The organism is Bacillus paralicheniformis (assembly GCF_001042485.2).
In the GTDB taxonomy this organism is placed as follows: domain Bacteria; phylum Bacillota; class Bacilli; order Bacillales; family Bacillaceae; genus Bacillus; species Bacillus paralicheniformis.
On record NZ_LBMN02000004.1, the window covers coordinates 503,934 to 529,426 of the forward strand.

A 25,493-nucleotide genomic window follows, 5' to 3' on the forward strand; every position below is an offset into this window, starting at 1 on the left:
TAGTAGTTTTTGGTCAGACAGTTAGGAGACGTATTTGATTTTGCAAAAGTTTCATTAAATGACAGATCGGACTGTATCAGCCTGCATGAAAAAAGCCGGGCAATCCCGGCCCGGCGAGGTTGAACGGCTTATTCAGCCATTGATATATCCCGCTTCCCCTTTGCGAGTGCGGGTTTTTGGCTCCATGTATACAGAAACAGATTGATGAGCACAAAAACGCCTGAGAATAAATAGATGTTTGAAAAACCGGCTTGTGCCACAACCAACCCGAAAACATAGGATCCGACTGCGATCCCGGTATCAAACAGCGTAAAATAAGTCGCCGTTGCATAGCCGCTCCGGTGAGGCGGCGAAGCCTGAATCGCCAAGGTCTGAAGGCACGGCGTGATAGATCCGTAGCCGATGCCGATGACAGCTCCGGATAGCAAAAGCATCCCGCTGCTGTTTGTAAAAGCAAGCAGGAAAAGCCCGGCGCAAAAAATGATAATGGACGGATAAATGACGACTCCGGGGCCGACTTTATCATACAGTTTTCCCGTAAACGGCCGCGTGATCATCATTGTCACCGCGAACACCATAAAGAAATAGCTGCTTGCTTCAATAAGGCCGAGAGATTTGGCATAAACAGAGATGAAGGAAATGACGCTTGAATAACAAAACGACACGAACAATCCGACCGTGGCAATCCGAATCGCGCCCTTTTCAAACATGTTGGAAAAAGACAACCTGAACACAGCCGAACGGATGTCGTTTCCTTTAGGAATCCGGACCAGTGCCGTGCAGAGGATGGCCACAGTGACGATTCCTGAAAATAAAATAAACAGATCGGAAAAACTCATTTTATCCAGCAGGTTCAACGCGATAAACGGACCGATGACAACCGCCAAATTCATCGACATGGCAAAGTAGCCCAAACCTTCCCCGCGGCGGGCCGGCGGAATTAAATCGGCTGCAATTGCACTCGTCACCGTCGTGATGATGCTGAACCAAATGCCTTGGAAAAAGCGAATGCCAAGCAGCAGGTAGATATCATGAATGAAGATATAAAGAAATGATGCCAAAGTAAACAGCACGACGCTGATGAGCGCCATTCTTTTTTTGCCAAAACGTTCAATAACGGCTCCCGAAAACGGCCTCGCAAAAATCGCGGACAGCATGAAGCCGCTGATCAAAAGGCCGCCCTCTGACTCGGAGCCGCCGAGCTCCTGCATCGCATAGACCGGAAGCACGGTCAACAGTGCGTAAAAATAGACGAATATAAATAAATTAATCAAAACGACCATGATAAAATCCCTGGTCCAAATGGGTTCAGCTTGCTTCATAGGCTACAACTCCTCCTGATGTCCTTCTAATAATTGATTTAACAGCCTTTGAAATGTTTTTTTATCCCGTTCTTCAAATACGGAAAGGATTTCCTCTTCAAATTCTTGCATTTTTAATTGAATGTCATCATATTTAATTTTGGCTTCTTCTGTCATTTTGACGACTTTTTCCCGTTTGTCATCGCCCTGTATCCGTTCTACCCAGCCGTTTTTTTCGAGGCGGCTGACGGTTCTCGTCACAGTCGGCGCCTCGACGTGCAAGTAAGTCCAAATGTCTTTTTGCGTCATCGGTCCGCAGGTGTGAAGACAGTATAGGATCGACCACTGTGAACCGTAAAGGCCGTATGCTTCGAGCTGTTCATTCGTTTTTTTAGCAACCATCCGCGTGCTTTGATTGAGCTGGTGAATAATCTTTCGATTGATATGTTCCATTCCCGGACTCCTTCAAAATAGTTACCTAGGTAAATAATAAACTTTATTCATTTTACCGGAAGCCAAGATTAGTGTAAAGTTAAAATTTTTGAAGCCCGAAATAAAATTATCAGAGAAACCCCTTGTCCTCCTTGAGTTTTTAGCATAATCCCATTTAAATGCTAATACACTGATACAAACCTAACAAAGAGAGTGTTTGAGGTGAGGGATCGTGGGAGTATTTCAAAATTCTACTTGGAAAAGCATAAAACGAAGAAGCTGCGCAAATAGCGAATTTTTTCACAAGACGGATCTCATTTCACACTTCTCACATCCATTTTAGGGAGGTCGAGTGGTGTGCACGATTACATCAAAGAGCGAACAATCAAGATAGGGAAGTACATCGTGGAGACGAAAAAAACGGTTCGTGTGATAGCGAAGGAGTTTGGTGTTTCCAAAAGTACCGTTCACAAGGATTTGACAGAAAGGCTGCCTGAAATTAATCCTGACCTGGCCAATGAAGTAAAAGAAATTCTTGATTATCATAAATCAATCAGACATTTGCGGGGCGGAGAAGCGACAAAACTAAAATACAAGAAAGAGGAAATCTTTGAAAGAGAACCCGTGCAATAAGGAATAATGGCTCAGAAACGAGCAGCGTTTATCAGAAATTCCCGGTATCCTCCGTAAAAAGCCACAAAAATTTTATGAAGAACTTTAATAAGCTCTCTTTTTTTTCTAATATTTATGATAAAATATATAATTAGGGCAGAATGTGGACATTGCTGTGAAACAGATTTCGAGGAGGATATAGATAGATGTTTGCAAGGGATATTGGTATTGACCTTGGTACAGCGAATGTGCTGATCCATGTCAAAGGAAAAGGTATTGTCTTAAATGAACCATCAGTCGTTGCTCTTGACAAAAACAATGGGAAAGTGCTCGCTGTCGGTGAAGAAGCAAGGAGAATGGTAGGACGTACACCTGGGAATATTGTTGCGATACGTCCATTAAAAGACGGCGTCATTGCCGATTTTGAAGTAACGGAAGCCATGCTGAAGCATTTCATTAACAAGCTGAATGTAAAAGGTCTTTTCTCAAAGCCACGCATGCTGATTTGCTGCCCTACAAATATTACTTCTGTGGAGCAGAAGGCTATCAGAGAAGCCGCCGAAAAAAGCGGCGGAAAGCATGTCTATTTGGAGGAAGAACCTAAGGTGGCCGCAATTGGAGCGGGAATGGATATTTTCCAGCCAAGCGGAAACATGGTAGTTGATATCGGCGGTGGAACGACAGATATCGCAGTCATCTCAATGGGCGATATTGTCACCGCCTCTTCTATTAAAATGGCTGGGGACAAGTTTGATCTTGAAATCTTGAATTACATCAAACGCGAGTACAAGCTGCTCATAGGCGAACGGACAGCCGAAGACATTAAGATTAAAGTCGCAACTGTTTTCCCAGACGCACGTCACGAGGAAATTTCCATCCGCGGCCGCGACATGGTCACAGGATTGCCGAGAACCATTACGGTAACGAGCAAAGAGGTGGAAGAAGCGCTGCGCGAATCTGTATCTGTCATTGTACAGGCTGCCAAGCAGGTGCTCGAAAGAACGCCGCCTGAGCTGTCGGCCGACATTATCGACAGAGGCGTTATCATTACAGGAGGCGGCGCATTGTTAAACGGTCTTGACCAGCTTCTTGCCGAAGAACTGAAAGTGCCGGTTCTCGTTGCCGAAAATCCGATGGATTGTGTGGCAGTCGGTACGGGTGTCATGCTTGATAACATGGACAAGCTTCCTAAGCGCAAACTGAGCTGATCAGAAGCCTCATTCTTTTTTAGAATGAGGTTTTTTATGTGAAATGCTTTAAAGGAACCGAATGGCTGCCGATAAAAAGAGTAGTATGTTTGAATACCATTATAGAACAAATGTTCTGTATTAGCAAATATAAATTGCAAGCCTTTCGCAAAAGAGGTTTTTTTCGATAGGAAACTCTGGAGCATGACACTTATTTGAGGTGAAATGATGTTAAAAGGACTTTATACAGCAACTTCAGCAATGATCACCCAGCAGCGCCGCACAGAGATGCTGACGAATAATATCGCGAATGCAAATACGCCGGGATATAAAGAAGACCAAGGATCAATCCGTTCTTTCCCGGAAATGCTTTTGAGCCGGATTGAGTCTGATTCTTTCAAAGCCGGCAGCGCTTCGCGTTCGTTTACAACACAGACGCCGATCGGTTCTATCAATACAGGGGTTTATATGCAGGAACTGAAGCCTCAATTTTCTCAAGGCGATCTGCAAAGCACGAATGAGCCGACAGATATTGCAATCAGCGAAGCCGAAGTTCCGGTCAACGGGGAAACAAACGATAAAGCAGCACTTTTCTACGCGGTTCGGCTTGAAAATGGGGATGTACGCTATTCAAGAAGCAGCCGTTTTTCTTTAAATGAAAATAATCAATTGACAATAAACGGCCGACTCGTCCTTTCAACGGAAAACCGGCCGATTACGGTGGGAAGCGAGAATTTTCAAGTCGCTGAGGACGGAACGGTGACTGAAAACGGCCAAAACCTTGGAAGGATCGATGTCAGAATCGCGCTCGATACGAGAAATTTAGCAAGAGAAGGCGATGATCTGTATCGTACTGAAAACGGTGAGGCGCTGCCAAGCGCAGTCGGCAACCCCGAAGTCACTTATTCTGTCAAGCAGGGGATGACGGAACGGTCGAATGTCGACGTGACGAGAGCCTATACGGAAATGACAGCTGCCTACCGCTCGTTTGAAGCCAACCAAAAAGTTCTTCAAGCTTATGATAAAAGCATGGAAAAGGCGGCCAATGAGATTGGAAGGATCGGATAAATGACCGATCGCGATCAGCGTAAATGGAGGATGTGGAAAAACGATGCTAAGATCCATGATCACGGCTTCAAACACAATGTTTGAACTGCAAAAACAAATTGATAATATCAGCCATAATCTTGCAAATACCGATACAACGGGATATAAGGCGAAAAACACGAGCTTTTCGGAGCTGATCAGGCAGCAGATTGAACAGGTAAACGAGAAAAATAATGAAGTAGCGGCAAGCAGAAAGACGCCGCCCGGACTTCGGCTCGGCGTCGGAGCCGTCATGACCGACCGGCTGACACATAAACAGGGAAGCCTTAAGGAGACGGGCCGCGATCTTGATATCGCACTGACTTCTCCTTATCAGTACTTCCAGGTCAATGTCGACGGGGAAGTGCAATATACAAGAGACGGAGCATTTTACCTGACGCCTGCGGCTGGTAACGCCAACCAGATGCAGCTGGTGACGAAAGAAGGGCATGCCGTTCTTGACGAAAACGGAAATCCCATCAGCTTCAACCAGCGCTATAAACACATCAAAGTCGACGGTTCGGGAAGTGTCACCGTTTCGTCAGACAATCAGGGTGAAGCGCCATTGCGTTTTAACCTGGGAATCGTCCGGGCTGTCAAACCTCAGGCTCTTACGGAAGAAGGAAGCAATCTTTTTTCTGTCAGCGATGAATTGAGAGCAACGGCTCTAATCAATCTGAATGGAGCGGGGAGGCAGGACATTTCTCTAAAACAGGGATTCCTCGAATCATCAAATGTCGATGTATCGAAGGAAATGACCGATCTGATCTCTTCGCAGCGGTCTTATCAAATGAATTCCCGCGCCATCACGATGGGCGATCAAATGATGGGGCTGATCAATTCAGTACGTTAACACAGCAAAACAGGAGCCGGCCAAACGACGTTTGGTTCAGGCTCTTTTTATTTTCATTTTCAGCGTTGTCTCTCATCTTTTGTTGAAAAAGATTCCGTTTCATAATATACTTCCAGATGTACAGAATAAGGCACTGACATATCATTCTATACATATTTTTCGAAAAAGGAGATGTCAAGGCGATGCTTGATGCTCAGCAAATTAAAGAAATCATTCCCCACCGCTATCCCTTTCTGCTGGTAGACCGTGTGACAGAGGTAGAGGAAGGAAAACGGGCAGCGGGTTATAAAAATGTGACAGTAAATGAAGAATTCTTTAACGGACACTTTCCGGATTATCCGGTGATGCCTGGCGTTTTAATTGTTGAAGCGCTTGCGCAAGTGGGTGCCGTGGCGCTTTTGATGAAGGAAGAAAACCGCGGAAGGCTCGCGTTTTTTGCGGGAATTGACAGCTGCCGCTTCAAAAAGCAGGTCAAACCGGGCGATCAGCTCCATCTTGAGCTTGAAGTGCTTCGTTTCCGGGGTTCCATCGGCAAAGGAAAAGGAGTCGCGAAAGTGGACGGAGAAGTGGTGTGTGAAGCCGAATTGATGTTTTCTCTTGGCGAAAAACAGGAATAATGTAGCAAAATGGGTTTTCGTAAAAGCCCATTTTGTTTTTTTATCATAAAAGCGAAAAGGTGATCATTCATGTGGAAAGAATTTAAAAGCTTTGCGATTCGGGGAAATGTAATCGATCTTGCAATCGGGGTCATCATAGGAGGCGCCTTTGGAAAAATCGTGACTTCGCTTGTCAATGATTTAATGATGCCGCTCCTCGGTCTTCTGCTAGGAGGCCTGGATTTTTCAGCGCTCTCGTTCACATTTGTTGATGCCGAAATTAAATACGGGCTATTCATTCAGTCGATCGTCAATTTCTTTATTATTTCGTTTTCCATTTTTCTATTTATCCGTTATATCTCTAAGCTGAAGAAGAAGGATGCCGAAGAAGAAAAAGCTGCTCCTGATCCCCAGGAAGAATTGCTTAAGGAAATACGGGATTTGTTAAAAGAGCAGACGAAACGCTCTTAGAGCTATAGCGAAAAGGCTGTCCGGCGAAGACAGCCTTTTCTATATATTTTGTTTAAATGCTTCAAGAAGCCGGTCTCCAGAATATCCTTCTTTCATTAAATCTTCCAAAATCTTGTCGGAGCCTTTCCTCAGCTTTGAGCTGACCATTTTGCCGTCCAATAAGACGGAAACATGCTCGCCTAGTACCGTGATCTTTTTGACCTTCGCTAACAGCTGTGCGGGGCGGTTGCTTTTTTTCGTGATCGTTACATATGTTTTCACTTCTTTGCCTTCCTGAAGGAGGTATTCGAAAAAATACCGGTATTCTTTCGAAACCAGCCCCTCAACCATCCAGTGGTTTTCTCCGTCTTCTTTATTAATGATAAGGCCGTCGATCAGCGGGAACTCCTCGAGCCGCTTTGAAGTTTCATCCTGGCGGACAATTTTTAAATCAATAAGCCTAAAGGTTTTCACTAGTATCACCTCACAAGCTTCCATAGTTGTATAACCATTATAGCACATTCGCTTGGAAGAACTCTTGACCCTGGTTTGTTTATGCAATAGGAGCATATTCGTATTTTAAATTTTGCAAAAAGTATTTTATAATGCTTTATTTTTATTTATACTTTAGGTGATATTGAGCAGGAGGTGACTTATGAACCATTTTTACTTAAAAGAAGTATTTGTGATCGCAAGCAATCCAGCTGCTGACTGCCGTCAATATATGCCTATGATTTGCTTTTCAGCCGGGAACAAAAAGCACGAGATCAGCACGTATGCCAATGAAGGCATCGTGTTTCGCTATGAAACAAAAGACAGAATGGAAATATACGAATTTCAAGTAACGATTAAACAGAAAGAGTTGTCATTCCGTTTGTATGCTTGGGACGGGGGCTCATATGTCCGCGTATACTCAGAGCGGTGGCTGGCATCTCCTGTTTTTTTTCAGTTTCTGAAAAATACTTATTTCTCAAATAATAATGAGATGATTTTTTTAATTAATGGCAGAAAGAAACAAAAATTATGACGCGAACCCGGGTTTTTTCCGGGTTATTTTTCTTTTATGAGGATTTTGCTTAAATACCGATCTCTTATAAACTGGGGATACCCGAACAGGAAGGGAGGGACGAAATGTTTAATGAGATCATGCTGGTCGGGCGTTTGACAAAAGATCCCGAACTTCGGTACACATCTGACGGTGTCCCTGTTGCAAATGTGACGCTGGCTGTCAGCAGGCCTTTCAAAAATGCAGCAGGCGAAATTGAAGCGGACTTTGTCAATTGCACCCTGTGGCGCAAAACTGCCGTGAACACAGCCGAATATTGCGAAAAAGGCTCCATCATCGGGCTGAGCGGAAGAATCCAGACTCGCCAATACGTCAATTCAGAAGGCGAGCGCGTTTTTATTACAGAAGTTGTCGCCCGATCAGTCAGATTTTTGGGAGAAAGCCGAAAAGCCCATGAGCCGGCGGAAGCTTAAACCGTAAGATTCCTTCTATAAACGCCTTTCTTAAAAAAAATCAATCAATATCCCCTTTTTTATCCCCCTGTATGGCCGGTTTTAAATGACCGGTTTTTTTATTTTAGACAAAAAATAGACAAATTTAAATTGACGCCCAAAAATTCCGTATGTATAATGTAAGCGAATACAACAACAAATGATCAATGTTTGCACATATGTGCAAAAGTAAAGGGTGATCTTATGGAAATGAAGGATGATAAACGCCTTCTGATCAAAGTCTGCAAAATGTACTACGAAGAGGATATGACACAGAGCCAGATTGCAAACGCAACAGGGATATACAGAACAACCGTCGGACGCATGCTGAAAAAAGCGCGCGAGGAAGGAATCGTTAAAATCACGATCGATGATCATATCGGGACACACTATGATTTGGAACGGGAGCTCGAACAGCTGCTCGGGCTTAAAGAAGTTTACATATGCGACGCAAAACCGGAACAAACAGCTGAAGACAAGAAGAAACTCGTCGGCAAAGCCGGTGCCGAAATCTTAAAACGCGTCGTGAAAGACGGAGATACGGTAGGCTTCGCATGGGGGACGACGATGGCGGGAATGATCGGGGAGTTTCACGGCGTCAAAAAACGGAGCGCTTCATTTGTGCCGCTTGTCGGCGGTCCGGGCGCCATGGATACGAAATATCACGTGAACAGCATCGTGTACAGCATTGCGGGTGACTTTGGAGGCACGCCCTACTTTATAGACGCGGCAGCCGTTGTCGAAAAAAAAGAAACGAAAGAGGAAATCGTCAAGTCCCACTATTTCAAAAAAATAGAAAGTCTGTGGAACGGCCTTACCGTGGCAGCCGTCGGGATCGGAGCGCCGCTTAGTTCTTCAAATATGATCTGGACTGGATTTTACGGCGATCAGGATATCGAGCGCCTTGAAGAAAAACAGGCGGTCGGAGATATATGCTCGCGTTTCTTTGATCGGTCGGGAGCATTGGTAGAAACAGAGATTCATGACAGAACCATCGCGATAGACATCAACCGGTTAAGGAATTTGGAGTATTCCATCGGTCTTGCCGAATCCCATGAAAAAGTCCCTTCTATTATCGGGGCTGCAAAAGGCCGTTATATTAATATTTTGGTGACAACTGCCGAAACAGCCAGAGAAATTGCCGAGGAGGTAAGAAACCAATTATGATCATTTACTTTATCATCGCCCTTGGAGCTGCATGGCTTCTCCAAAGTATTTTTGGTTTTTTGCAAATCAGGCATTTCAATCGAACATTCGCCGCATACAGACGTATGGGAAGAGTCGCGGTCGGAAGGAAGACCGGATTATTCAGAGCCGGAACGGTCGTCCTGTTTGTCATTGACAAGCGCAATAAAATTTTGAAGGCGTCAAAAATGCAAGGTGTCACCGTCTTTTCAAGAATCAGGCCTTTAAAAGGGTTTGAAGGAAAGTATTTGCTGAAGATCGGACAAGCGGAGCTTGTCCGGCACGACCGCCTCACACGGCTCGCAATTGAAGATGCCTTGAAGACATTCGACATCATCACGAAAGGGGGTGATGTCCCGCAGAAGAAAACACGGCTTCAAAAACTGATGAGCTTTCAAATCAAAAAAAGAGGTGAATTATGAAAAACGTAACATGGCTTGCGGAAAAGTTTATGGACTTATTCAGACATGGCGGAGAAGTGTTTGTCAGTATGCTTACAGACATCGTTCCTTTATTGATTATGCTGCTTGTTGCCATGAATGCCCTGATACGCCTGATAGGAGAAAAGCGCGTCGAAGCGCTCGCGAGGAAGTCGGGAAAAAATCCATTAACGAGATACATGGTTTTGCCTGTCATTGGTACGTTCATGCTTGCAAATCCAATGACGCTGTCGCTTGGCAGGTTCTTGCCTGAAAAATACAAACCGAGCTATTATGCGGCTGCATCCTATTCCTGTCATACGCATAACGGACTTTTCCCGCACGTGAATCCGGGCGAGCTGTTTGTTTTCCTCGGGATTGCCGCAGGAATTACGACGCTGGGGCATGAAACGACAGAGCTCGCTCTCCGCTATCTTCTGGTCGGGATTGTGACAAACTTTCTCAGGGGCTGGGTAACGGATATGACAACGGCTTATGTCGCGAAACAGCAGGGCATTGCCTTAAAAGATTCGATTGATCTTAAATAAGAAAGGCGGTTTACAGATGAGTTCCTATCGTTCGGTTGAAGTTTTAAAAGGGCCGGGAGGGTTTGGCGGGCCTCTGGTGATCACGCCTGATGAAGAGAGAAATAAAATCGTGTACGTCACCGGCGGAAACAAACCCGATTTTGCGGATCATTTAGCTGAGCTGACGGGGTGCACACTGGTCGACGGCTTTAAAACGACAGTACCCGAAAGCGAAATGGCCGCTGTGATCATCGACTGCGGAGGGACGCTGCGCTGCGGACTTTATCCGCAAAAGCGAATTCCGACGATCAATGTGATGACGACCGGGAAAAGCGGGCCGCTTGCCGCCCATATTACAGAAGATATATATGTTTCCGGAGTAAAAAAAGAGAATATTAAACTGCTGGGAGCTGTGGAGGAGCCTGAACAGTCTAATATTCCAGAAGAAAAACAAATGCAAAATAAACAAAACCATTATAGCACAGAGAAAAAAATTAGTGAACAGCAGTCGCCGAAAGGGATGATGGCGACAATCGGGATGGCCATGGGATCGGTCGTCAGCACGTTTTATCAAGCGGGACGGGAAGCAATTGAAACCGTTATCAAAACAATTCTTCCGTTCATGGCTTTTGTGGCTCTGTTGATCGGCATCATTAAAGAGTCAGGCATCGGAGACATTTTTGCCAAATATTTATCACCATTTGCAGGGTCACTGCCCGGATTGCTATTAATCTCGCTTGTTTGTTCATTTCCGCTGCTTTCCCCGTTTCTTGGACCTGGGGCGGTGATTGCACAAGTTGTCGGTTCGCTGATCGGCGTCGAGATCGGCAAAGGAAACATTCCGCCGAATTTGGCGCTGCCGGCGTTATTTGCGATCAATTCGCAAGCAGCTGCCGACTTTGTTCCGGTCGGCCTGGGTCTTGCGGAAGCGGAAGTCGAAACGGTTGAAGTCGGGGTGCCGTCGGTACTGTATTCGCGTTTTTTGACGGGGGCGCCAACCGTTTTCATTGCTTGGCTGGCCAGCTTTGGCATGTATGACAGCTGAGGTTTTCTTAAGGAGGGAGAATTATGGTCATGCTGTATGAAACAAAAATAAACAGAATCGGAGCTCAAGCAACAGCATTTTCAGATGAAAAGATGCTTATATTATTCGGCGAAGGTGCTCCGGATGAATTGAAAGATTATTGTTTATCAATTGATATAAAGCCTGTAGAAGGCGACTTTAATGAAGGCGATGAGCTCATACTGGGCGGCGAGTCATACAAAATCACAGCCGTTGGCGGCGCCGTTCGGCAGAACCTGGCGAATCTCGGGCATATTACGCTGAAATTTGACGGATCAGCTTCGGCCGAGCTGCCGGGAACGCTGTACCTTGAACGAAAAGAACAACTGCCGGAGGTTTCAGCAGGAGACTGTATTCAAGTTAAAAGATTCTCATAAGGAGCGGGTGCAATATGGAGATAAATAAAGGAAAAGTGGCATTGATATGCGGCGGCGGCCAAAGTCTCGGAGAAGCGCTGTCCTACCGCATGGCAGAGGCGGGATATGACATCGCGGTCGCAGACATCAACGGCGAGAACGCCGAAAGGACGGCTGAACATGCAGCCGGTCAATACGGGGTCAAATCGCTGTGGATTCAAGCGGATTTTACAAAGGAAGCCGATGTGGAAAAAATGATCGGCAGGGTCACGGAGAAATTCAATAAAATCGATGTGATGGTGTACAGTGCGGGAATCGCCAAAAGCAATAAGATCACAGATTTTGAGCTTGAAGACTGGGAACGGACCATCGAAGTCAATTTGACCGGGTATTTTCTTTGCGCGAGGGAAACGTCAAAGGTCATGATTGAGCAGGGAAGCGGGTCAATCATTCAAATCAACTCCAAATCGGGAAAAGTCGGCAGCAAACATAATACAGCTTATTCAGCTTCCAAATTTGGAGGCGTCGGTCTCACTCAAAGCCTTGCGCTTGATCTTGCCGAACACAACATTCGCGTGAACAGCATTATGCCGGGGAATTTGTTAAAATCGACGATGTTCCAAAGCTTGATCCCGCAATACGCGAAAAAGCTCGGCATTCCAGAGAGCGAAGTAGAGCGCGTGTACACCGAAAAAGTGCCGCTCGGACGGGGCTGTACGTATGATGACATCGCCAATGCCATCCTATTTTACGCTTCTGACCAGGCATCCTATATGACGGGTCAATCGATCAATGTAACCGGAGGGCAGGTCATGCATTAAAATACGAGGGGGAAGCGATGATGAACATGCTGATTGATTCAGCGCATATACCGGAGATTGAAAGATTGCTGGATTTATTTCCCGCTGGCGGCGTCACGACAAACCCGGCGCTGATTGCAAGGGAAAAGCAGCCCTTTAAACAGCAGATTCAAGATATTCGGCGGCTCCTTCCCGAGCATCTGCCTCTCCATGCCCAAGTGATCGCCGACCATTGGCGGGATATGGCCGATCAGGCGAAGGCGCTCTATAACTGGCTTGATGGAAACGTGTCGGTGAAAATTCCGGTGACGGCTCAAGGACTTTACGCGATCAGAGAGCTCGCGGCTGAAAATATCCAGACCACAGGGACAACGGTTTATACCGCTGCACAGGCTGTTTTGGCCGCAAAAGCCGGCGCCTCCTATGTCGCGCCGTATGTCAATCGTATTGATCAAGAGTATGGTAATGGGGCGGGCGTTGTCAAAACGATTGTCGGCTTATTTAACACATACCGTTTAAATTGCAAAGTGCTTGCGGCAAGCTTTAAACATAACCGTCAAATTCTTGCCGTCATGGAAGCGGGGAGCCATGAGGCGACAATCAGCCCTGAGCTTTTAAGCCATTTGGCTGATCATCCGGCTGCAGACCGCGATATCCATGCGTTTCGTGAAATTTGGCACTCTCAATATGGAACATTTTCATTTTAGCATGCGAGCCTGAGGACCGGGAAACCGGCCTCAGGCTTTATTTTTGCTTATCATTACTTATGTGTTCTTGATTTGTTCTGTGTAATCGCTTATCATTACTTATGTGTTCTTGATTTCTTCTGCGCAATCGCTTATAATCACTTATAAATAATGAATTTTACTTGTGTAAAGAAGGAATGATCGAGTGTATCAAGAGGAAAGGTTAATTTCCATCATTGACTATTTAAAAGAGCATAAACGGATTTCCGTTGAACAAATATGTTCTTTATTCGGAGTTTCAAGAGATACGGCAAGGCGGGATCTGGTCAAATTGCAGGAGCAAGGCGCTATTATCAGAACAAGGGGAGGGGCGATTCTGCCTACCGTTCATGATGAGGTCAAAGACTATTCTGGCAGGCTGGGCATGGTTTCCGAAGAGAAAAGCATGATCGGAAAAGCAGCCGCTTCTTTAATCAGAGAAGGCGACCGTATGATTTTGGACGCTTCCACGACAGTCCAATCATGCGCCGAGCATTTGCCGGATGTCAATTGCACGATCATCACCAATTCGATTAACCTTGCGGAGGTTCTTTCCTCAAGAAAAGGTGCTGATATCCACCTGCTTGGAGGTAAGCTTCAAAAAGAGCATCGCTTTTTGTACGGCGCCTCCGTCATTGAAAAGCTGTCATGCTATCATGTTGATAAAGCGCTGATCGGCGTGGTGGGGATTTCCGAACACGGGCTTACAATCGCCCATGAGGAGGATGGAATGGTGAAACGGAAAATTATTTCTCAAGCGAAACAAGTCATAGCGCTTGCCGACCATTCGAAAATCGGGAGAACGGATTTTTACCGGTATGCTGAACTCAGTGACATCGACCTTCTCATTACAGACCGGCTGCCGCCGAAACCGTTTCAGAAACTGCTTGATGAACATGATGTCGAGCTGCTCGTGGCTGAACATCACGATACTTAAGGGGGAAAACAGCAGATGAAAATGATTGCGGTCGATTTAGACGGGACGTTGTTAAACAGTGAAAGCAAGATTTCAAAAGAAAACATCGATGCGATTAAAAAAGCGCGGGAACACGGGATTGAAGTAGTAGTTGCCACGGGGAGAGCATCCTTCGATGTTCAAACGATTTTTGAGCCGACAGGTATTAAAACATGGATTATCAGTGCCAACGGAGCGGTGATTCATGATCCTGAAGGGCGCCTTTACCACTCGGTGCCGCTTGACCGGAAACGGGCGGAAGGAATTCTTCAATGGCTTGAAGAAAAGAATTACTATTATGAGGTATTCAGCGATGAAGCGATCTTCACGCCGCAAAACGGCCGCGAGCTGCTTGACATTGAGCTGGACCGCTTGAAAAGCGCAAATCCCGGGGCCGATCTTTCAAGGCTGGAACTCGCGGCTGAACAGCAGCTCAGCCAAAACGGATATGCGTACATCAGCTCCTATACCGACCTGTTTTTAGCGGGAAAAGATGTCAATGTATATAACATATTAGCTTTTTCTTTTCATAAAGAAAAACTGGAAACAGGCTGGCAGCGATTTAAAGATGCGCAAGATATTACGCTTGTCACTTCAGCCGAGCATAACTTTGAAATTGAGCATCTTCAGGCGTCAAAAGGGCTGGCGTTGGAAAAGCTTTCACGCAAGCTCGGCATTACCCTTCAGGAAACAGCTGCCGTCGGAGACAGCCTCAATGATTTTTCGATGCTGAAGATCGCGGGGAAAAGCTTTGCCATGGGCAATGCGCGCGGAGACATTAAAGAGATGGCTGATGAGGTGACGCTCACTAATGATGAAAATGGCGTTGCTCACATCCTGCATCAGCTGATTGAACAGCAAGTCAAACCGGTTTAATTCGTACATCCTTTCAAATCGGCGTGATGCCGGTACACGGCAGCGTAACGATTGAAGGAGTGCGGTTAAGCAGCGGATGTTATTGGTCCGCGGGCCGCCGACATTGTCGGCGGCCTTTATTTATTTTAACGCTGACTCGTGAACTATGAGGTATATTTTCGTTACTTTTTATTCATTGTTTGATATGGTGATGTTTGTTACTATTTAACTATTATTTCAAATTCCAAGAATGGAAGGTGACTTTATCATTAGTTTAAATCCTCGAATTTAGAAAAAGATACTAGAACTCATTGAAAAAGAGTAAATAACAGGTGATCGATTTGGATAATCAAATGAGCATAATGTATGAGAAAGCAGAGCAGCTTTCAAAGTGGGGGAAAACAAAGGAAGCCTTGAAGGAAGCAGAGCAGTTTTTATCCAATTACCCCGACTCACACGAAGGCTATCAATTGCTTTCAAATATATATTTTAATGCGAAAGAATATGAAAAAGCGGTACAGTTTGCAAAAGAGGCTTTAAATTTAGATCCGATGAACTTTGAAGTTTTGGCTGTCTTGACTCTTGCATACTATGAATTGGGAATGTACGAAGAGCATGAGGAAATAAATGAATTAATGATTTCTGAGTACCCTGATTATCACTACACTTATGCAATGCACGCTCAATTTCTTTTCCATGATAAAAATGAGTATGAAAAATCGCGTTTTTATATAGAAAAGGCAGTGGAATTAGAACCTGACGATCCATTTTCTCTTGTCGTATACAGTGAAATTTTGGCGGTATTTTTTGAGGATGGATTATCAAGGGCGTGTTCAGACAGAGCGCTTGCCCAAAATGCCGATGATGCCATGATCACGGGAATGGCCGCTTCTGCGGCGCATAGAAGAGGAGATTATGCACAAGCCTTGACTTTAAACAAAACAGCTCTACAAATCAATCCGAACAATCCAGGGATTGTACCCAATTTAGCGTTATACAACATGTGTAATTTTTGGTTTATGAAATACCCGTTGAAAGTCAGGCGCTTCCATGAGAAGCTGCGTGTTAAAAAACCGGTGTTGTTTTGGCCGCTTCTAGTCATTGTGACATTGGTCTTCAAGTGGCTGATGATTCCATACCTGTTTCTCGTCTACAGTACACCTTATATGATGAACGGGCTGGCGGGAGCCCTCATGCAGCGAAAATTGCCCGAACAGATGCGAGGTAGTTCGGTCCTCACATTTTTGGGGTACACACCGATTTGGATCCTTTTTGTATTGCTGATCATTGTGATAGGGATCATATCATTCTTATACAGATTGATATTTTAAATGAATGAAAGAGTGGAAATAATGGAAATACATAAAGATAAACCGGGAACTCTATTTTTTGTTTTTTTCGGACTGCTCAGTTTTGTCGGCACGATGTCTTTGTATGACCGATTTGGGAATCTTCAAATGAAAATGCTGGCGGCTTCCGACAACTTGCTTTTTTGCTCTGATGTAAGCATATTTTACAGCCTGCTGCTGACCTTGATTTGTATACCTTACACCGTTAGAAAAGTGATAACTTCCAAAGGCTATCAGGGGCGCTTGCAGCTTCCTTTATCCTTGATTCTTCTAGTGGTAGGGCTGACGCTGCTATGCAATGCTTTTTTTCAATATCAAAATATCGGGAAAAACAGCATTGTCATGAGAGAAGGGCTAATTTCCAGCACCAAACATTACGATATGGAAGATGTCACTTCTGTCCATGCCTATTATCAAAAAGGGTTAAAAGGCGCACTTTACCTGAAGTATGATCTGACGTTAAATGACGGAAAAAAAATCGATGCCGCCTTGTCCGACGAGTTTTACAATAAAGCTGACGAACTTGATCAGCTCCTGCAGCGGAAAGGAATACATATTGAAAGAAGCGGAATCAAAAAGAAAGATCAGGCCCAGCTGGAAAAACATGCGGGTTCCAAGGCGAACTATAAAGTGATGAAAAGGATCTTAACCGGTACAAATCATAGATAGGAAGGATAAATATGAAGAGGGATGACACGGAAAAACGCGCAAAGGTGAAAGTCATTCAGTTTGATCAACATCAACATGCTTTAACCGAATTAGAACAACACTGTGAAACTTTTGCTGATGTCGGCGGATTAGAAGACATTAAAAAGAAAATCAACATGGACTTTATTTTGCCTTTGCAAAATCCTGAGTATTTTAAAGCGTTTGGAAAAGCGACGGGGGGAAGTCTTCTTCTGTTTGGCCCGCCGGGATGCGGAAAAACATTTATCGCGAAAGCGATTGCCGGCGAGATCAAAGCAAACTTTATACACTTGGAGCTTCAAGCGATATTGTCCATGTATGTTGGGCAGAGTGAACATAATCTGCATGATATTTTTGAAAAAGCGCGTGATAACAGTCCTTGCGTTCTTTTTATTGATGAGCTTGATTCGATCGGGGGGAATCGGCAGGGAATGAGCCAGCATCATGACAGGGTGCTGGTCAATCAGTTGCTGATAGAATTAGATGGTTTAGGGTCGTTTAATGACGGTGTGTATGTGATCGGTGCAACGAATACACCGTGGTATTTAGATTCTGCCTTACGCCGTCCCGGCAGATTGAATAAGATGGTATTTATGCCGCCTCCATCTGAAGAAGAACGTGTCGACATTTTAAATTTAAAGCTGTCCGGCAAGCCGAATGATCAGATTGATGTACTGAAAATTGCCAAAAAGACTTGCCATTTTTCGGGGGCTGATTTAGAACAATTGGTCAGCGATGCTTTAGATCAGGCGATCGAACGGTCGCTTCAGCAAGGAAAGCTGTCGCCTGTCCAACAGACAGATCTTGAAAGCAGCCTTCAAGGGAGAGTGCCTTCAACGCTTGAATGGTTTTCAACAGCGAAAAACTATGCCATGTTTAGTGATGCGAATAAAGAATATCAATCCGTTCTTGATTATATGAAGAGAAATAAGCTCAAATAGGTAACCTCCGCATTTTAAAGAGTCACCCGGTCAAAAGGAGAATGATAAGTATGAAAAAGCCGTTTCAATTACCCGAAAAAATGGCCCGATACCGCGGGCAATTTGAACAATCAGTGCGGGATTTTTTGAAGCTGGACGCGAGAAAAGGAAAAACAGGCCGGTATGAAAGCAAACTGGCCGGCGATCCTTATTTTCCAAAGTCTGAAAAGTATCCTGTCGATTCACAGGGAAAGCCGATGAAACTGCTTGCGCAAATTAATTTTTCAGACATGCCCCGTCTTGAGAATTTCCCGGAATCCGGTATTCTGCTTTTTTTTATCTCTGTCAGTGATGATGTTTACGGATTGAATTTTGATGATCCATGTGAACAGTCGAGTTTTTGCATCAAGTATTTTGAGAATGTCATCGAAAATGAAGACGAGCTTGTCGACGATTTTTCGTTTGTAAAGCTTGAGGATGAGCTGGCCTTTCCGATTGGATGCGAAGCCTCACTCACACCTGACATAGGGTCTGAACTTGTCTCTGTGTCCGACTTTCAATTTGAGCGATACGCGGGAACGGATGCTTGGACATTCTTTGAGCAATTCGGCGATCAAGAGGAAACGGTGTTCGAAGAATACCATGAAATGTACGGCGGCTTCTCCCATAAAATCGGGGGCTACGCAGCCTTCACGCAATATGATCCGCGGGAAGGCGATTATCCGGATCATACCGTTCTGCTATTGCAAATTGATTCTGATGAGAACATTGACGCGATGTGGGGAGATGTCGGGATTGCCAATTTTTTTATAAGGCCTGATGATTTAAAGAATAAGGACTTTTCAAACGTATTGTATAATTGGGACTGTCATTAACACAAAAAACAGCTGTCTATTTCAGACAGCTGTTCAGCGTGTCGACAAACCCTCGCATTCGTTGTCGGGCCTGCGCGTCGGTGCTCACGAATTCCAACATTCGCTCCGCTCCGATGCTCGGCCTTCCTAGACTGCAAGGGTTTTCAATCACGCTGAAGGGATGACAAAATCCCAAAACAAAAAGTCGTTTTGGGATTTTGTCAATAATCTAAACAGCTGTCTATTTCAGACAGCTGTTTTATTTAACCCGTAATAGCCGAAGCGTTCAGGGTAAATAGCTCCTCGAGTTCATGCTCGGAAAGTTCGGTGATCCAATTTTCGCTTTGGATGATTTGATCGTTCAGCGATTGCTTCGATTCGAGCATGTGGTCGATTTTTTCTTCAATTGTACCGGTGGTGATCAGTTTATGAACGTGGACGAACCGTTTCTGTCCGATTCTGTAGGCGCGGTCTGTCGCCTGATTTTCAACCGCGGGATTCCACCATCTGTCATAATGGATGACGTGATTGGCGGCCGTCAAATTGAGGCCTGTGCCCCCGGCTTTTAATGATAAGATCAGAATCGGAAATTCCTTGTTCTGAAACTGCTCCACCATTTTGTCCCGTTCAAGCTTGGATAAACTGCCGTTCAGAAACTTGACCGGTTCGCCGAATGATTTCTCGAGCAGGCGTTTCATCATATCTCCCATCCCGAGATATTGGGTGAAAATCAGGCAGCTTTCATCGCTTTCGCGAATTGTCTTCGTCAGCTCCAGCAGTTTTTCGAGCTTGACTGACCTTCCGTTCAGGAGCTCGCTCCCGGTCTCTTTTAAGTAAAGGGCAGGGTGGCCGCAGATTTGTTTGAGCTTGCCGAGCATGCTTAAGATGAGAGCTTTACGCTGCATTCCGGCGAGGCTTGACATATGTTCAAACGTATCTTTGACAAGCTGTTCATATAGTGAGGCCTGTTCTGCGGAGAGCGGGATGAACTCTTTTTCTTCCTGTTTTTCAGGCAGGTTGAGCGCGACTTCCTTGTCCTGCTTTGTCCGTCTTAATAAAAACGGTTTGATCAGCTGCTGGAGCTGTTCGATCCTTTTTTCGTCGCGGTCTTTTTCAATCGGCAGGACAAAACGCTTATGGAAGCTGCCAAGGCTTCCGAGATAGCCTTTGTTCATGAAATCGTAGATCGACCACAGCTCCGTCAGGCGATTTTCCATCGGAGTCCCGCTGAGCGCGATATGATGCATGCCTTTCAGCTTTCTGATTGAACGGGATTGTTTCGTGTGCGCATTTTTAATATTCTGGGCTTCGTCAAGGCAGATGCAGTTCCAGGCGACGCTGCTGAGATCGTCAAAGTCGGATTGGGCGAGGCCGTATGATGTCAAGACGATATCTGCATCTTTGTAACATTCCTGAAATGCTTCACCTTTAGGGCGTTTTGGCCCGTAATGGAGCGCCGCCGTCAGGCCGGGCGCGAAGGTCTCGAGTTCGCGCTGCCAGTTCCCGAGGACGGAAGTCGGCGCAATGATGAGAGACGGCATTTGTTGTCCCTGTTCTTTTAAATAGGCGAAATAGGCGATCATCTGGATGGTCTTTCCAAGACCCATATCGTCTGCCAGGCAGGCGCCGAAGCCGCAGTTTCTGAGAAAGATCAGCCAGTTCAAACCGTCTTCCTGATAAGCCCTGAGCGTTCCGTCAAAAAATTTGCTGACCGGGTATGACGGGAGATCATCGCGATGGCTCAGCTTTCTGATCATGTTTTTCAGCTGATAAGACAGTTCAAACCGCACCTCGCTGAATGCGGAAGCATCGAACAGATCATCATCCTCGCGGGTTTCGCTCCGCTCCGTCAGCTCGCGCGCCAGGATGTCAGACATATGAAGCCCCTCTATTTCTGCTCGCTCCATCAGTTTTTTCATTTGTTTGATAAAATTCGGATCGATTTTAATCCACTGCCCGCGTATGTTGACAAGCCGTCTTTTATTGGCGACAAGCTGCTCAAATTCTTCCTCGGTGAGTTCGATTCCGTTCGTAGCAAAACGCCAGTTGAAGTCCATCAATGCATTCATTCCGACAAAAGACTCGCCGCGGGGAGCCGATGACACTTTCGCTTTCAGCAGCATATTGCTGTCTCTGACGATTTGCCACCATGACGGCAGCAAAATTTCAATCCCCATGCTGACAAGAGTTTCGCTTGCTTCGGATAGGAAGATCCATGCTTCCTCTTCCGTTAAAAGCGTCGTTCCCGAGTCGATCGTCAGCCACGGCACGATTTGGCGAAATCTGTCTTGTTCGCGGGCGATTTTATCAGCGTATGTCTGCCACGATTTTTTCAGCCTGTTCAAGCCTTCAAAGAACTGAATGGCTCCGCTTTTTTTGTCGCGCAAAAACAGTTCGATTTTCCAATCGTCTCCGTCAAAATCAGGTTCATTTAAACGGAGTCCGACGGTAAACGGCACAGGGTTTTCATGCCAACCGATCGTTTCAAGAAAATCGTCTTCATCGAGAAAGTGTCCCTGAAATGTGGTGACAGCGGGAGAATGTGCGACAATCGATTCCCATTTTGCTTTTAACTCGTCATTGTAGTTGATGTAGTCTTCGACAGCGTGTGAAAACCATTCAGCTGTATAGCCTTCCAAAATCCCTTCTTTATCTTTCCAGCGCAGCACCTCTTGCTTCCATGCTTCATAGTCGGGAAGAAAATCTTCATCTGCGATAAACTCATAAATGGTGGAAGCCGTTTTCATCAAAGGTTCGGTTTCCTCGGTGAGATTGATGTCGCTGTAAGAATTAAATGAGTTTTTACCGAGAAATTCGACCGCCATCCACGGAGACAGCAGAACCGCCGGAGTCTCTAAACCGGCATCTTCGAGAAACGTTCCGTAAAAAGACGATTCGTGCCACTGAAACAAATACCTTTCCATTTCATTCCGCGTAAGAAACTGATGATCCCCGTCATGACAAGATAAAATGAATGTATAGTCTTCTGATTGTTCGACATGTATCACGATTTCCTTAAGACTCGCCATCGATCAACTTTCCTTTCTTAAGTTCCTCCTGGAAGGCTCTCAGCCGTTTATAGCGGGCTGAAAACTGCTCCATAAACCGGTTCCAGACATCCTGTTTTTTCGATTTTTTATAAAGGGTGCGCAGCTTTTTTAATTGTTTGACGGCTTCTTTGTAGCTTGAGCGGTTTTTTTGTTCAACCAGCCCGGAAATTTCTCTGTGATAGGAAGGAATCAATGCTTCAGGAGCCGCTGCTGCGATATCTTTCAAGGCGTTCTGCCCGATCTCAGAGATTGAAAAACCGACAAGGCTGTGGATCTCCATCCACTCCGTAAAGCGGTTTTTGTTATATAAAAAATGGCTGTATTCAGTAAACGTATAAGGAAGGCACTTTTTGCAATACCGTTCATATACATGCTCTTCTTTTGCGTTTTTGCTGTAATCGCTCAGAAACAGGAAGAATTCGCTTAAAACATCGCGTATTTCCCGGTACGGCTTATCCAGTCTGCAGAAGCCGGCTGCAAGCTGCTCAAGGTGTTCATACCATTTTTTAAGACGCTTCCAGTCTTTTTTGGCGGTCATGACGCTGAGCCATTGAAATGTATAAGGAAGAATCTCAGGTGAAAACGATCTGGCTTGATCAAGAATCACATTGTCGTTTTTCAGCAGAAATTCAAGATGCAGCCTGCCGAATTGTATTTCAGGCGACGGCTCCAGGTCGTTGAGCACATCGAGCTCCCGCTTCAGCCAGGTTGGCCGGGATAGAAGGGCACTCCAGATTTCCCCGAAAATCCGCAGCCTTTCATACTGGAAAATGTCTTTCTTGAGCAGCAGTTCCCGAATCACGTCGGGGGTTTTTTCTAAAAACGGGTCAAGGGAGAACGATAGCGCATATGTTTTCAGTTCATCGATCGAGCTGTAGATCGTATCCATCAGCTGTTCGATATAAGGATTCAGCGAGTAAAAATCTTTTTCAGGATCGATGCGCCCTTTCTCGACGAGCAAATGCATGGCAAGCCATGTCGCAAGAGCCGCGTGGATTTGGTACATTTTTTTCAGCTCCGGCTCCGCAGGCGTCCGCTTTTTTAAAGCTGAAAAATACCCGTAGTAAAGGTATTGCATCGTTTGCTGGTTTTTAGGCGTATGCTCTTCCCATCGTCTGAACTCCGTTTTGAAAAACGATGTCCATTGATCGAGCGTGTGGCTGCGGGGTTTCATTCCACGCTGAAGCTGTCCGAGAATATCCCTGTTTTCGCGGCGTTTTTGCGCTTCTTTCCAAAACTCCGTAAACGTTCCCAATCGATCATATTGTGCATACAGATATAAATAAACGGCAAGCACATGCCGGCAGATGTTTTGAGCAGGGCAGGAACAGCTGCTTTTTTTAACGTCGGCGAGGTCGATGAAGACCTTCACCGGGACCACATCCTGAACGTAAGCACTGACCGTATGCCCGCTCATCGGCTTGACCCGATAGACGGAATCCTGTCTGTATAAAATAAGGGCTTTTTTCATGAGCTGAATGTTAGCTTCTGTGCACGGCAGTACATGCTTAAACTGTTCAGCTGCATCCATCACAACCGTTTTTGAAATCATGTCTTGAAGCATGTCTATCGCTCCTAACCGAATGGCTTTTAAAAAGTTTCCAATCTCTCTATTATAGCTTAATCAATCCGTCCAAAAAAGATTTTCTCAGGAAAAGGACATAAAAACGGATGGCTGTCGAATAATGTAATAGACTATGGCAAATTGATTCTTTACATCATATAATTTGAAATATAATCAGAAATGTTTTAATTTATGGAATCTGAAAGGAAAAGGATATGGATGACAAGGAATTGAATCAGGAAGAATTTTTGAGAATTCTTATGCATGCGTATGACATTGGTGAAAAATCAAAAGACATAACGACGAAAGAACTTCTTGAAGATCTCATTCTTCATATCAAAAATGGATATACGACGTAAAAGGTGTGCAAACTTCGGTTTGCACACTTTTTCGTTCAGCAAAAAGCGCGCAGGTCCTGCAAAAGTCGATATTTAATACCATATAAAGACGCGATTTCCCCGGTATCTCCCGTTATTTGTCAGGATTCATTTCTTTCGGAAACGAAAGAACCATGTATAATCAAAGGGAGGTGTTTAATTTGCTGAAAATTTAAATAAATACGCGAATCCTAGAGGGAGGCTTTTATGAGAGATCATATCGGCTTTAAAGATGTGTTCATCATTTTGAAAAAAAGATTCGTTCTGATCGCACTGATCACCATTGCGGCCGCTCTGTCCAGCGCTGCCGTCAACTTTTATTGGCTCACACCCGTCTACCAGGCATCCGCCCAAATCCTCATCAACGGCCGTCAAACGTCGAACTTCACCGATATTCAGACCAACCTTGAGCTAATCAACACTTATAACGTGATTATGAAAAGCCCGCTCATCTTAAATAAGGTTAAAGACGAACTAAACCTTCCGGAAACGGCTGAAGACTTGAAGCAAAAAATCACAGTTATCAGCGAAAATGAATCACAGATTGTCAGTATCTCCGCGACTGACAAGGATTATTCCAAGGCGGCGGACATCGCGAACACGGTCGTCGCCGTATTCCAAAGGGACATTGACGGCATTATGGGTGAAAATACCGAAGTCAGCCTTGTTGCGAAAGCAAACCCCGAACATTCGCCTGCTCCCGTCAGCCCGAACAAGAAGTTCAACATCGCTGTTTCTACGGGATTCGGCCTGCTGTTTGGCGCAGGGCTTGCATTTTTACTCGAGCTTTTGAAAAATACCGTTCGAAATGAAGAAGACATCGAAAAAGAGCTGAACGTTCATGTGTTGGGAAATATTCTGTATGTAAAACCGAAAAAAGGACAAGCCCGGAAGCTGGAAAGCTTTATCGGTAAAGACCATACGATCTAAAACGGGAAAACACGGGGAGGCCGCCTATGATCGATATTCATTGCCATATTCTAGCGGACATTGATGATGGGGCAGCATGTATGTATGACAGTATAGAAATGGCTAAACAAGCCGCCCGTCAAGGGATTCATACGATTATCGCCACACCTCACCACCGAAACGGTGTATACGAACACCAAAAAGAGGCCATTCTGGCAGCTGTTTCGAGTTTAAAGACGCGGGTGCAAAAGGAAAACATCCCGGTGCTTATTGCTCCCGGACAGGAAATCCGCCTGTACGGCGAATTGAAGCGTGATCTTGAGCGCGGCAGACTGCTCAGCCTCGCCGGCACAAAGTATTTGCTGATTGAACTTCCTTACCACCATGTTCCGCGATATGCCGAAAAGCTGTTGTTCGATCTACAGTTAAATGGTTACATTCCGATTATCGCACACCCCGAGCGGAACCTTGAATTGATGGAGAATCCTGATCTGCTGTACCGCCTCGTCAAAAACGGCGCGTGCGCCCAGCTGACATGTTCAAGTCTTACAGGCCGCTTTGGCAGAAGCGTGAAACGGCTTGCCCGCCGCTTTCTTGAAGCGAACCTCGTCCACTTTATCGCATCAGACGCCCACAACCTCACGAGCCGATCTTTCTTTTTTGATGCAGTGGAAAGCGATTACGGCCGCGATTTCTTATACGTGTTTACAAAAAACGCGGGCCTTCTCCTGGAAAACCGGGAGATTCATAAAGAAACACCCCGTCCCGTCAAAAAGAAAAAGCTGATGGGCCTGCTGTGAAAGGTTGTTCACAAAAGCCCGTCAGCCAGAATATCAGCGTCGGTTATGCGGCGCTGATTTTTTATATCATCTGTTAGAAAGCGA

Annotated in this window: 29 protein-coding genes; 24 read left to right on the plus strand and 5 right to left on the minus strand. The window is 45.3% G+C overall.

The features are described from left to right. Window positions 1-128: 128 nt before the first annotated feature. Window positions 129-1,322 (minus strand): MFS transporter, encoded by a 1,194-nt coding sequence (locus ACH97_RS04775; protein ID WP_020453211.1) that lies wholly within the window; start codon window positions 1,320-1,322, stop codon window positions 129-131. Window positions 1,323-1,325: 3 nt separating this feature from the next. Further along, complete coding sequence (locus ACH97_RS04780) at window positions 1,326-1,754, minus strand: MarR family winged helix-turn-helix transcriptional regulator (protein ID WP_020453210.1); 429 nt, start codon at window positions 1,752-1,754, stop codon at window positions 1,326-1,328. 336 nt (window positions 1,755-2,090) lie between these two features. On the opposite strand from ACH97_RS04780, the gene spoIIID reads away from it, so the two are divergent. The 6 genes from spoIIID (at window position 2,091) to mscL (ending at window position 6,538) form a co-directional block, all read left to right on the plus strand. Continuing rightward, window positions 2,091-2,366, plus strand: coding sequence for a sporulation transcriptional regulator SpoIIID (gene spoIIID / locus ACH97_RS04785; RefSeq protein WP_003185911.1), 276 nt, complete (start codon window positions 2,091-2,093; stop codon window positions 2,364-2,366). Between the two features lie 185 nt (window positions 2,367-2,551). Then, the gene (gene mbl, locus ACH97_RS04790; protein ID WP_003185909.1) at window positions 2,552-3,553 is read left to right on the plus strand and encodes a cell shape-determining protein Mbl; all 1,002 of its coding nucleotides are present in this window, start codon (window positions 2,552-2,554) and stop codon (window positions 3,551-3,553) included. 207 nt (window positions 3,554-3,760) lie between these two features. Then, entirely contained in the window at window positions 3,761-4,600 is an 840-nt protein-coding gene (locus ACH97_RS04795) for a flagellar hook-basal body protein (protein ID WP_020453209.1), read from the plus strand. Between the two features lie 43 nt (window positions 4,601-4,643). Continuing rightward, on the plus strand, window positions 4,644-5,471 hold the full coding sequence (locus tag ACH97_RS04800; RefSeq protein WP_020453208.1) for a flagellar hook-basal body protein: 828 nt from the start codon (window positions 4,644-4,646) through the stop codon (window positions 5,469-5,471). 182 nt (window positions 5,472-5,653) lie between these two features. Beyond that, on the plus strand, window positions 5,654-6,088 hold the full coding sequence (gene fabZ, locus ACH97_RS04805; RefSeq protein ID WP_003185902.1) for a 3-hydroxyacyl-ACP dehydratase FabZ: 435 nt from the start codon (window positions 5,654-5,656) through the stop codon (window positions 6,086-6,088). A gap of 69 nt (window positions 6,089-6,157) precedes the next feature. Next, window positions 6,158-6,538, plus strand: a complete 381-nt coding sequence (gene mscL, locus ACH97_RS04810; protein WP_020453207.1) for a large conductance mechanosensitive channel protein MscL — start codon at window positions 6,158-6,160, stop codon at window positions 6,536-6,538. A gap of 39 nt (window positions 6,539-6,577) precedes the next feature. On the opposite strand, the gene ACH97_RS04815 is transcribed toward mscL, so the two are convergent. After that, entirely contained in the window at window positions 6,578-6,991 is a 414-nt protein-coding gene (locus ACH97_RS04815; protein WP_020453206.1) for a YwpF-like family protein, read from the minus strand. A 181-nt stretch (window positions 6,992-7,172) separates the two neighbouring features. Here ACH97_RS04815 and ACH97_RS04820 point away from each other — a divergent pair, with 181 nt between their 5' ends. From ACH97_RS04820 to ACH97_RS04890, 15 genes are all read left to right on the plus strand, one after another. Further along, on the plus strand, window positions 7,173-7,544 hold the full coding sequence (locus tag ACH97_RS04820) for a hypothetical protein (RefSeq protein WP_020453205.1): 372 nt from the start codon (window positions 7,173-7,175) through the stop codon (window positions 7,542-7,544). Between the two features lie 104 nt (window positions 7,545-7,648). Next, entirely contained in the window at window positions 7,649-7,996 is a 348-nt protein-coding gene (ssb, locus tag ACH97_RS04825; protein ID WP_048350529.1) for a single-stranded DNA-binding protein, read from the plus strand. A gap of 222 nt (window positions 7,997-8,218) precedes the next feature. Continuing rightward, window positions 8,219-9,181, plus strand: coding sequence for a sugar-binding transcriptional regulator (locus ACH97_RS04830; RefSeq protein WP_048350528.1), 963 nt, complete (start codon window positions 8,219-8,221; stop codon window positions 9,179-9,181). Then, window positions 9,178-9,621: a transcriptional regulator GutM gene (locus ACH97_RS04835; protein WP_048350527.1), complete on the plus strand. Its 444-nt coding sequence runs from the start codon at window positions 9,178-9,180 to the stop codon at window positions 9,619-9,621. The genes ACH97_RS04830 and ACH97_RS04835 overlap by 4 nt, the downstream gene beginning before the upstream one ends. Continuing rightward, on the plus strand, window positions 9,618-10,166 hold the full coding sequence (gene srlA, locus ACH97_RS04840) for a PTS glucitol/sorbitol transporter subunit IIC (protein WP_043925087.1): 549 nt from the start codon (window positions 9,618-9,620) through the stop codon (window positions 10,164-10,166). The genes ACH97_RS04835 and srlA overlap by 4 nt, the downstream gene beginning before the upstream one ends. 16 nt (window positions 10,167-10,182) lie before the next feature. Then, complete coding sequence (gene srlE, locus ACH97_RS04845) at window positions 10,183-11,190, plus strand: PTS glucitol/sorbitol transporter subunit IIB (protein WP_048350526.1); 1,008 nt, start codon at window positions 10,183-10,185, stop codon at window positions 11,188-11,190. A 23-nt stretch (window positions 11,191-11,213) separates the two neighbouring features. Continuing rightward, the gene (locus ACH97_RS04850; RefSeq protein WP_048350525.1) at window positions 11,214-11,585 is read left to right on the plus strand and encodes a PTS glucitol/sorbitol transporter subunit IIA; all 372 of its coding nucleotides are present in this window, start codon (window positions 11,214-11,216) and stop codon (window positions 11,583-11,585) included. A gap of 14 nt (window positions 11,586-11,599) precedes the next feature. Continuing rightward, on the plus strand, window positions 11,600-12,385 hold the full coding sequence (srlD, locus tag ACH97_RS04855) for a sorbitol-6-phosphate dehydrogenase (protein WP_048350524.1): 786 nt from the start codon (window positions 11,600-11,602) through the stop codon (window positions 12,383-12,385). 17 nt (window positions 12,386-12,402) lie between these two features. After that, entirely contained in the window at window positions 12,403-13,071 is a 669-nt protein-coding gene (locus tag ACH97_RS04860) for a transaldolase family protein (RefSeq protein ID WP_230459153.1), read from the plus strand. A 184-nt stretch (window positions 13,072-13,255) separates the two neighbouring features. After that, window positions 13,256-14,026, plus strand: a complete 771-nt coding sequence (locus ACH97_RS04865) for a DeoR/GlpR family DNA-binding transcription regulator (protein ID WP_020453196.1) — start codon at window positions 13,256-13,258, stop codon at window positions 14,024-14,026. A 15-nt stretch (window positions 14,027-14,041) separates the two neighbouring features. Beyond that, the gene (locus ACH97_RS04870) at window positions 14,042-14,920 is read left to right on the plus strand and encodes a Cof-type HAD-IIB family hydrolase (protein WP_020453195.1); all 879 of its coding nucleotides are present in this window, start codon (window positions 14,042-14,044) and stop codon (window positions 14,918-14,920) included. Window positions 14,921-15,240: 320 nt separating this feature from the next. After that, a complete protein-coding gene (locus ACH97_RS04875) occupies window positions 15,241-16,230 on the plus strand; it encodes a tetratricopeptide repeat protein (RefSeq protein ID WP_020453194.1) in 990 nt (329 codons plus the stop codon). A gap of 21 nt (window positions 16,231-16,251) precedes the next feature. After that, window positions 16,252-16,917 (plus strand): hypothetical protein, encoded by a 666-nt coding sequence (locus ACH97_RS04880; protein ID WP_020453193.1) that lies wholly within the window; start codon window positions 16,252-16,254, stop codon window positions 16,915-16,917. Window positions 16,918-16,928: 11 nt separating this feature from the next. After that, window positions 16,929-17,876 carry an ATP-binding protein gene (locus ACH97_RS04885; RefSeq protein ID WP_020453192.1) on the plus strand — a complete coding sequence of 316 codons (948 nt, stop codon included), beginning with the start codon at window positions 16,929-16,931 and terminating at the stop codon, window positions 17,874-17,876. 50 nt (window positions 17,877-17,926) lie between these two features. Next, window positions 17,927-18,730 (plus strand): YwqG family protein, encoded by an 804-nt coding sequence (locus tag ACH97_RS04890; protein ID WP_020453191.1) that lies wholly within the window; start codon window positions 17,927-17,929, stop codon window positions 18,728-18,730. Window positions 18,731-18,972: 242 nt separating this feature from the next. Here ACH97_RS04890 and ACH97_RS04895 read toward each other — a convergent pair whose 3' ends face one another. Together ACH97_RS04895 and ACH97_RS04900 are read right to left on the minus strand one after the other, a co-directional pair. Then, window positions 18,973-21,738, minus strand: a complete 2,766-nt coding sequence (locus ACH97_RS04895; RefSeq protein ID WP_020453190.1) for a DEAD/DEAH box helicase — start codon at window positions 21,736-21,738, stop codon at window positions 18,973-18,975. Further along, a complete protein-coding gene (locus tag ACH97_RS04900) occupies window positions 21,725-23,323 on the minus strand; it encodes an SWIM zinc finger family protein (protein WP_020453189.1) in 1,599 nt (532 codons plus the stop codon). The genes ACH97_RS04895 and ACH97_RS04900 overlap by 14 nt, the downstream gene beginning before the upstream one ends. A 215-nt stretch (window positions 23,324-23,538) precedes the next feature. On the opposite strand from ACH97_RS04900, the gene ACH97_RS23370 reads away from it, so the two are divergent. From ACH97_RS23370 to ACH97_RS04910, 3 genes are all read left to right on the plus strand, one after another. Further along, window positions 23,539-23,682 (plus strand): YwzD family small protein, encoded by a 144-nt coding sequence (locus ACH97_RS23370; RefSeq protein ID WP_020453188.1) that lies wholly within the window; start codon window positions 23,539-23,541, stop codon window positions 23,680-23,682. A gap of 225 nt (window positions 23,683-23,907) precedes the next feature. After that, entirely contained in the window at window positions 23,908-24,630 is a 723-nt protein-coding gene (locus ACH97_RS04905; RefSeq protein ID WP_020453187.1) for a YveK family protein, read from the plus strand. Window positions 24,631-24,656: 26 nt separating this feature from the next. Further along, window positions 24,657-25,409: a tyrosine-protein phosphatase gene (locus ACH97_RS04910; protein ID WP_020453186.1), complete on the plus strand. Its 753-nt coding sequence runs from the start codon at window positions 24,657-24,659 to the stop codon at window positions 25,407-25,409. The last annotated feature ends 84 nt before the right edge of the window (window positions 25,410-25,493 follow it).

Coding starts and splice junctions, on each gene's coding strand:
- ACH97_RS04880 (WP_020453193.1), top strand. CDS start 16,252: ATGGAAATACATAAAGATAAACCGGGAACTCTATTTTTTGTTTTTTTC.
- ACH97_RS04850 (WP_048350525.1), top strand. CDS start 11,214: ATGGTCATGCTGTATGAAACAAAAATAAACAGAATCGGAGCTCAAGCA.
- ACH97_RS04910 (WP_020453186.1), top strand. CDS start 24,657: ATGATCGATATTCATTGCCATATTCTAGCGGACATTGATGATGGGGCA.
- ACH97_RS04820 (WP_020453205.1), top strand. CDS start 7,173: ATGAACCATTTTTACTTAAAAGAAGTATTTGTGATCGCAAGCAATCCA.
- srlE (WP_048350526.1), top strand. CDS start 10,183: ATGAGTTCCTATCGTTCGGTTGAAGTTTTAAAAGGGCCGGGAGGGTTT.
- ACH97_RS04780 (WP_020453210.1), bottom strand. CDS start 1,754: ATGGAACATATCAATCGAAAGATTATTCACCAGCTCAATCAAAGCACG.
- ACH97_RS04800 (WP_020453208.1), top strand. CDS start 4,644: ATGCTAAGATCCATGATCACGGCTTCAAACACAATGTTTGAACTGCAA.
- mscL (WP_020453207.1), top strand. CDS start 6,158: ATGTGGAAAGAATTTAAAAGCTTTGCGATTCGGGGAAATGTAATCGAT.
- ACH97_RS04890 (WP_020453191.1), top strand. CDS start 17,927: ATGAAAAAGCCGTTTCAATTACCCGAAAAAATGGCCCGATACCGCGGG.
- ACH97_RS04775 (WP_020453211.1), bottom strand. CDS start 1,322: ATGAAGCAAGCTGAACCCATTTGGACCAGGGATTTTATCATGGTCGTT.
- srlD (WP_048350524.1), top strand. CDS start 11,600: ATGGAGATAAATAAAGGAAAAGTGGCATTGATATGCGGCGGCGGCCAA.
- ACH97_RS04835 (WP_048350527.1), top strand. CDS start 9,178: ATGATCATTTACTTTATCATCGCCCTTGGAGCTGCATGGCTTCTCCAA.
- ssb (WP_048350529.1), top strand. CDS start 7,649: ATGTTTAATGAGATCATGCTGGTCGGGCGTTTGACAAAAGATCCCGAA.
- mbl (WP_003185909.1), top strand. CDS start 2,552: ATGTTTGCAAGGGATATTGGTATTGACCTTGGTACAGCGAATGTGCTG.
- ACH97_RS23370 (WP_020453188.1), top strand. CDS start 23,539: ATGGATGACAAGGAATTGAATCAGGAAGAATTTTTGAGAATTCTTATG.
- ACH97_RS04895 (WP_020453190.1), bottom strand. CDS start 21,738: ATGGCGAGTCTTAAGGAAATCGTGATACATGTCGAACAATCAGAAGAC.
- ACH97_RS04830 (WP_048350528.1), top strand. CDS start 8,219: ATGGAAATGAAGGATGATAAACGCCTTCTGATCAAAGTCTGCAAAATG.
- ACH97_RS04885 (WP_020453192.1), top strand. CDS start 16,929: ATGAAGAGGGATGACACGGAAAAACGCGCAAAGGTGAAAGTCATTCAG.
- fabZ (WP_003185902.1), top strand. CDS start 5,654: ATGCTTGATGCTCAGCAAATTAAAGAAATCATTCCCCACCGCTATCCC.
- ACH97_RS04900 (WP_020453189.1), bottom strand. CDS start 23,323: ATGCTTCAAGACATGATTTCAAAAACGGTTGTGATGGATGCAGCTGAA.
- ACH97_RS04870 (WP_020453195.1), top strand. CDS start 14,042: ATGAAAATGATTGCGGTCGATTTAGACGGGACGTTGTTAAACAGTGAA.
- ACH97_RS04905 (WP_020453187.1), top strand. CDS start 23,908: ATGAGAGATCATATCGGCTTTAAAGATGTGTTCATCATTTTGAAAAAA.
- ACH97_RS04795 (WP_020453209.1), top strand. CDS start 3,761: ATGTTAAAAGGACTTTATACAGCAACTTCAGCAATGATCACCCAGCAG.
- srlA (WP_043925087.1), top strand. CDS start 9,618: ATGAAAAACGTAACATGGCTTGCGGAAAAGTTTATGGACTTATTCAGA.
- ACH97_RS04860 (WP_230459153.1), top strand. CDS start 12,403: ATGATGAACATGCTGATTGATTCAGCGCATATACCGGAGATTGAAAGA.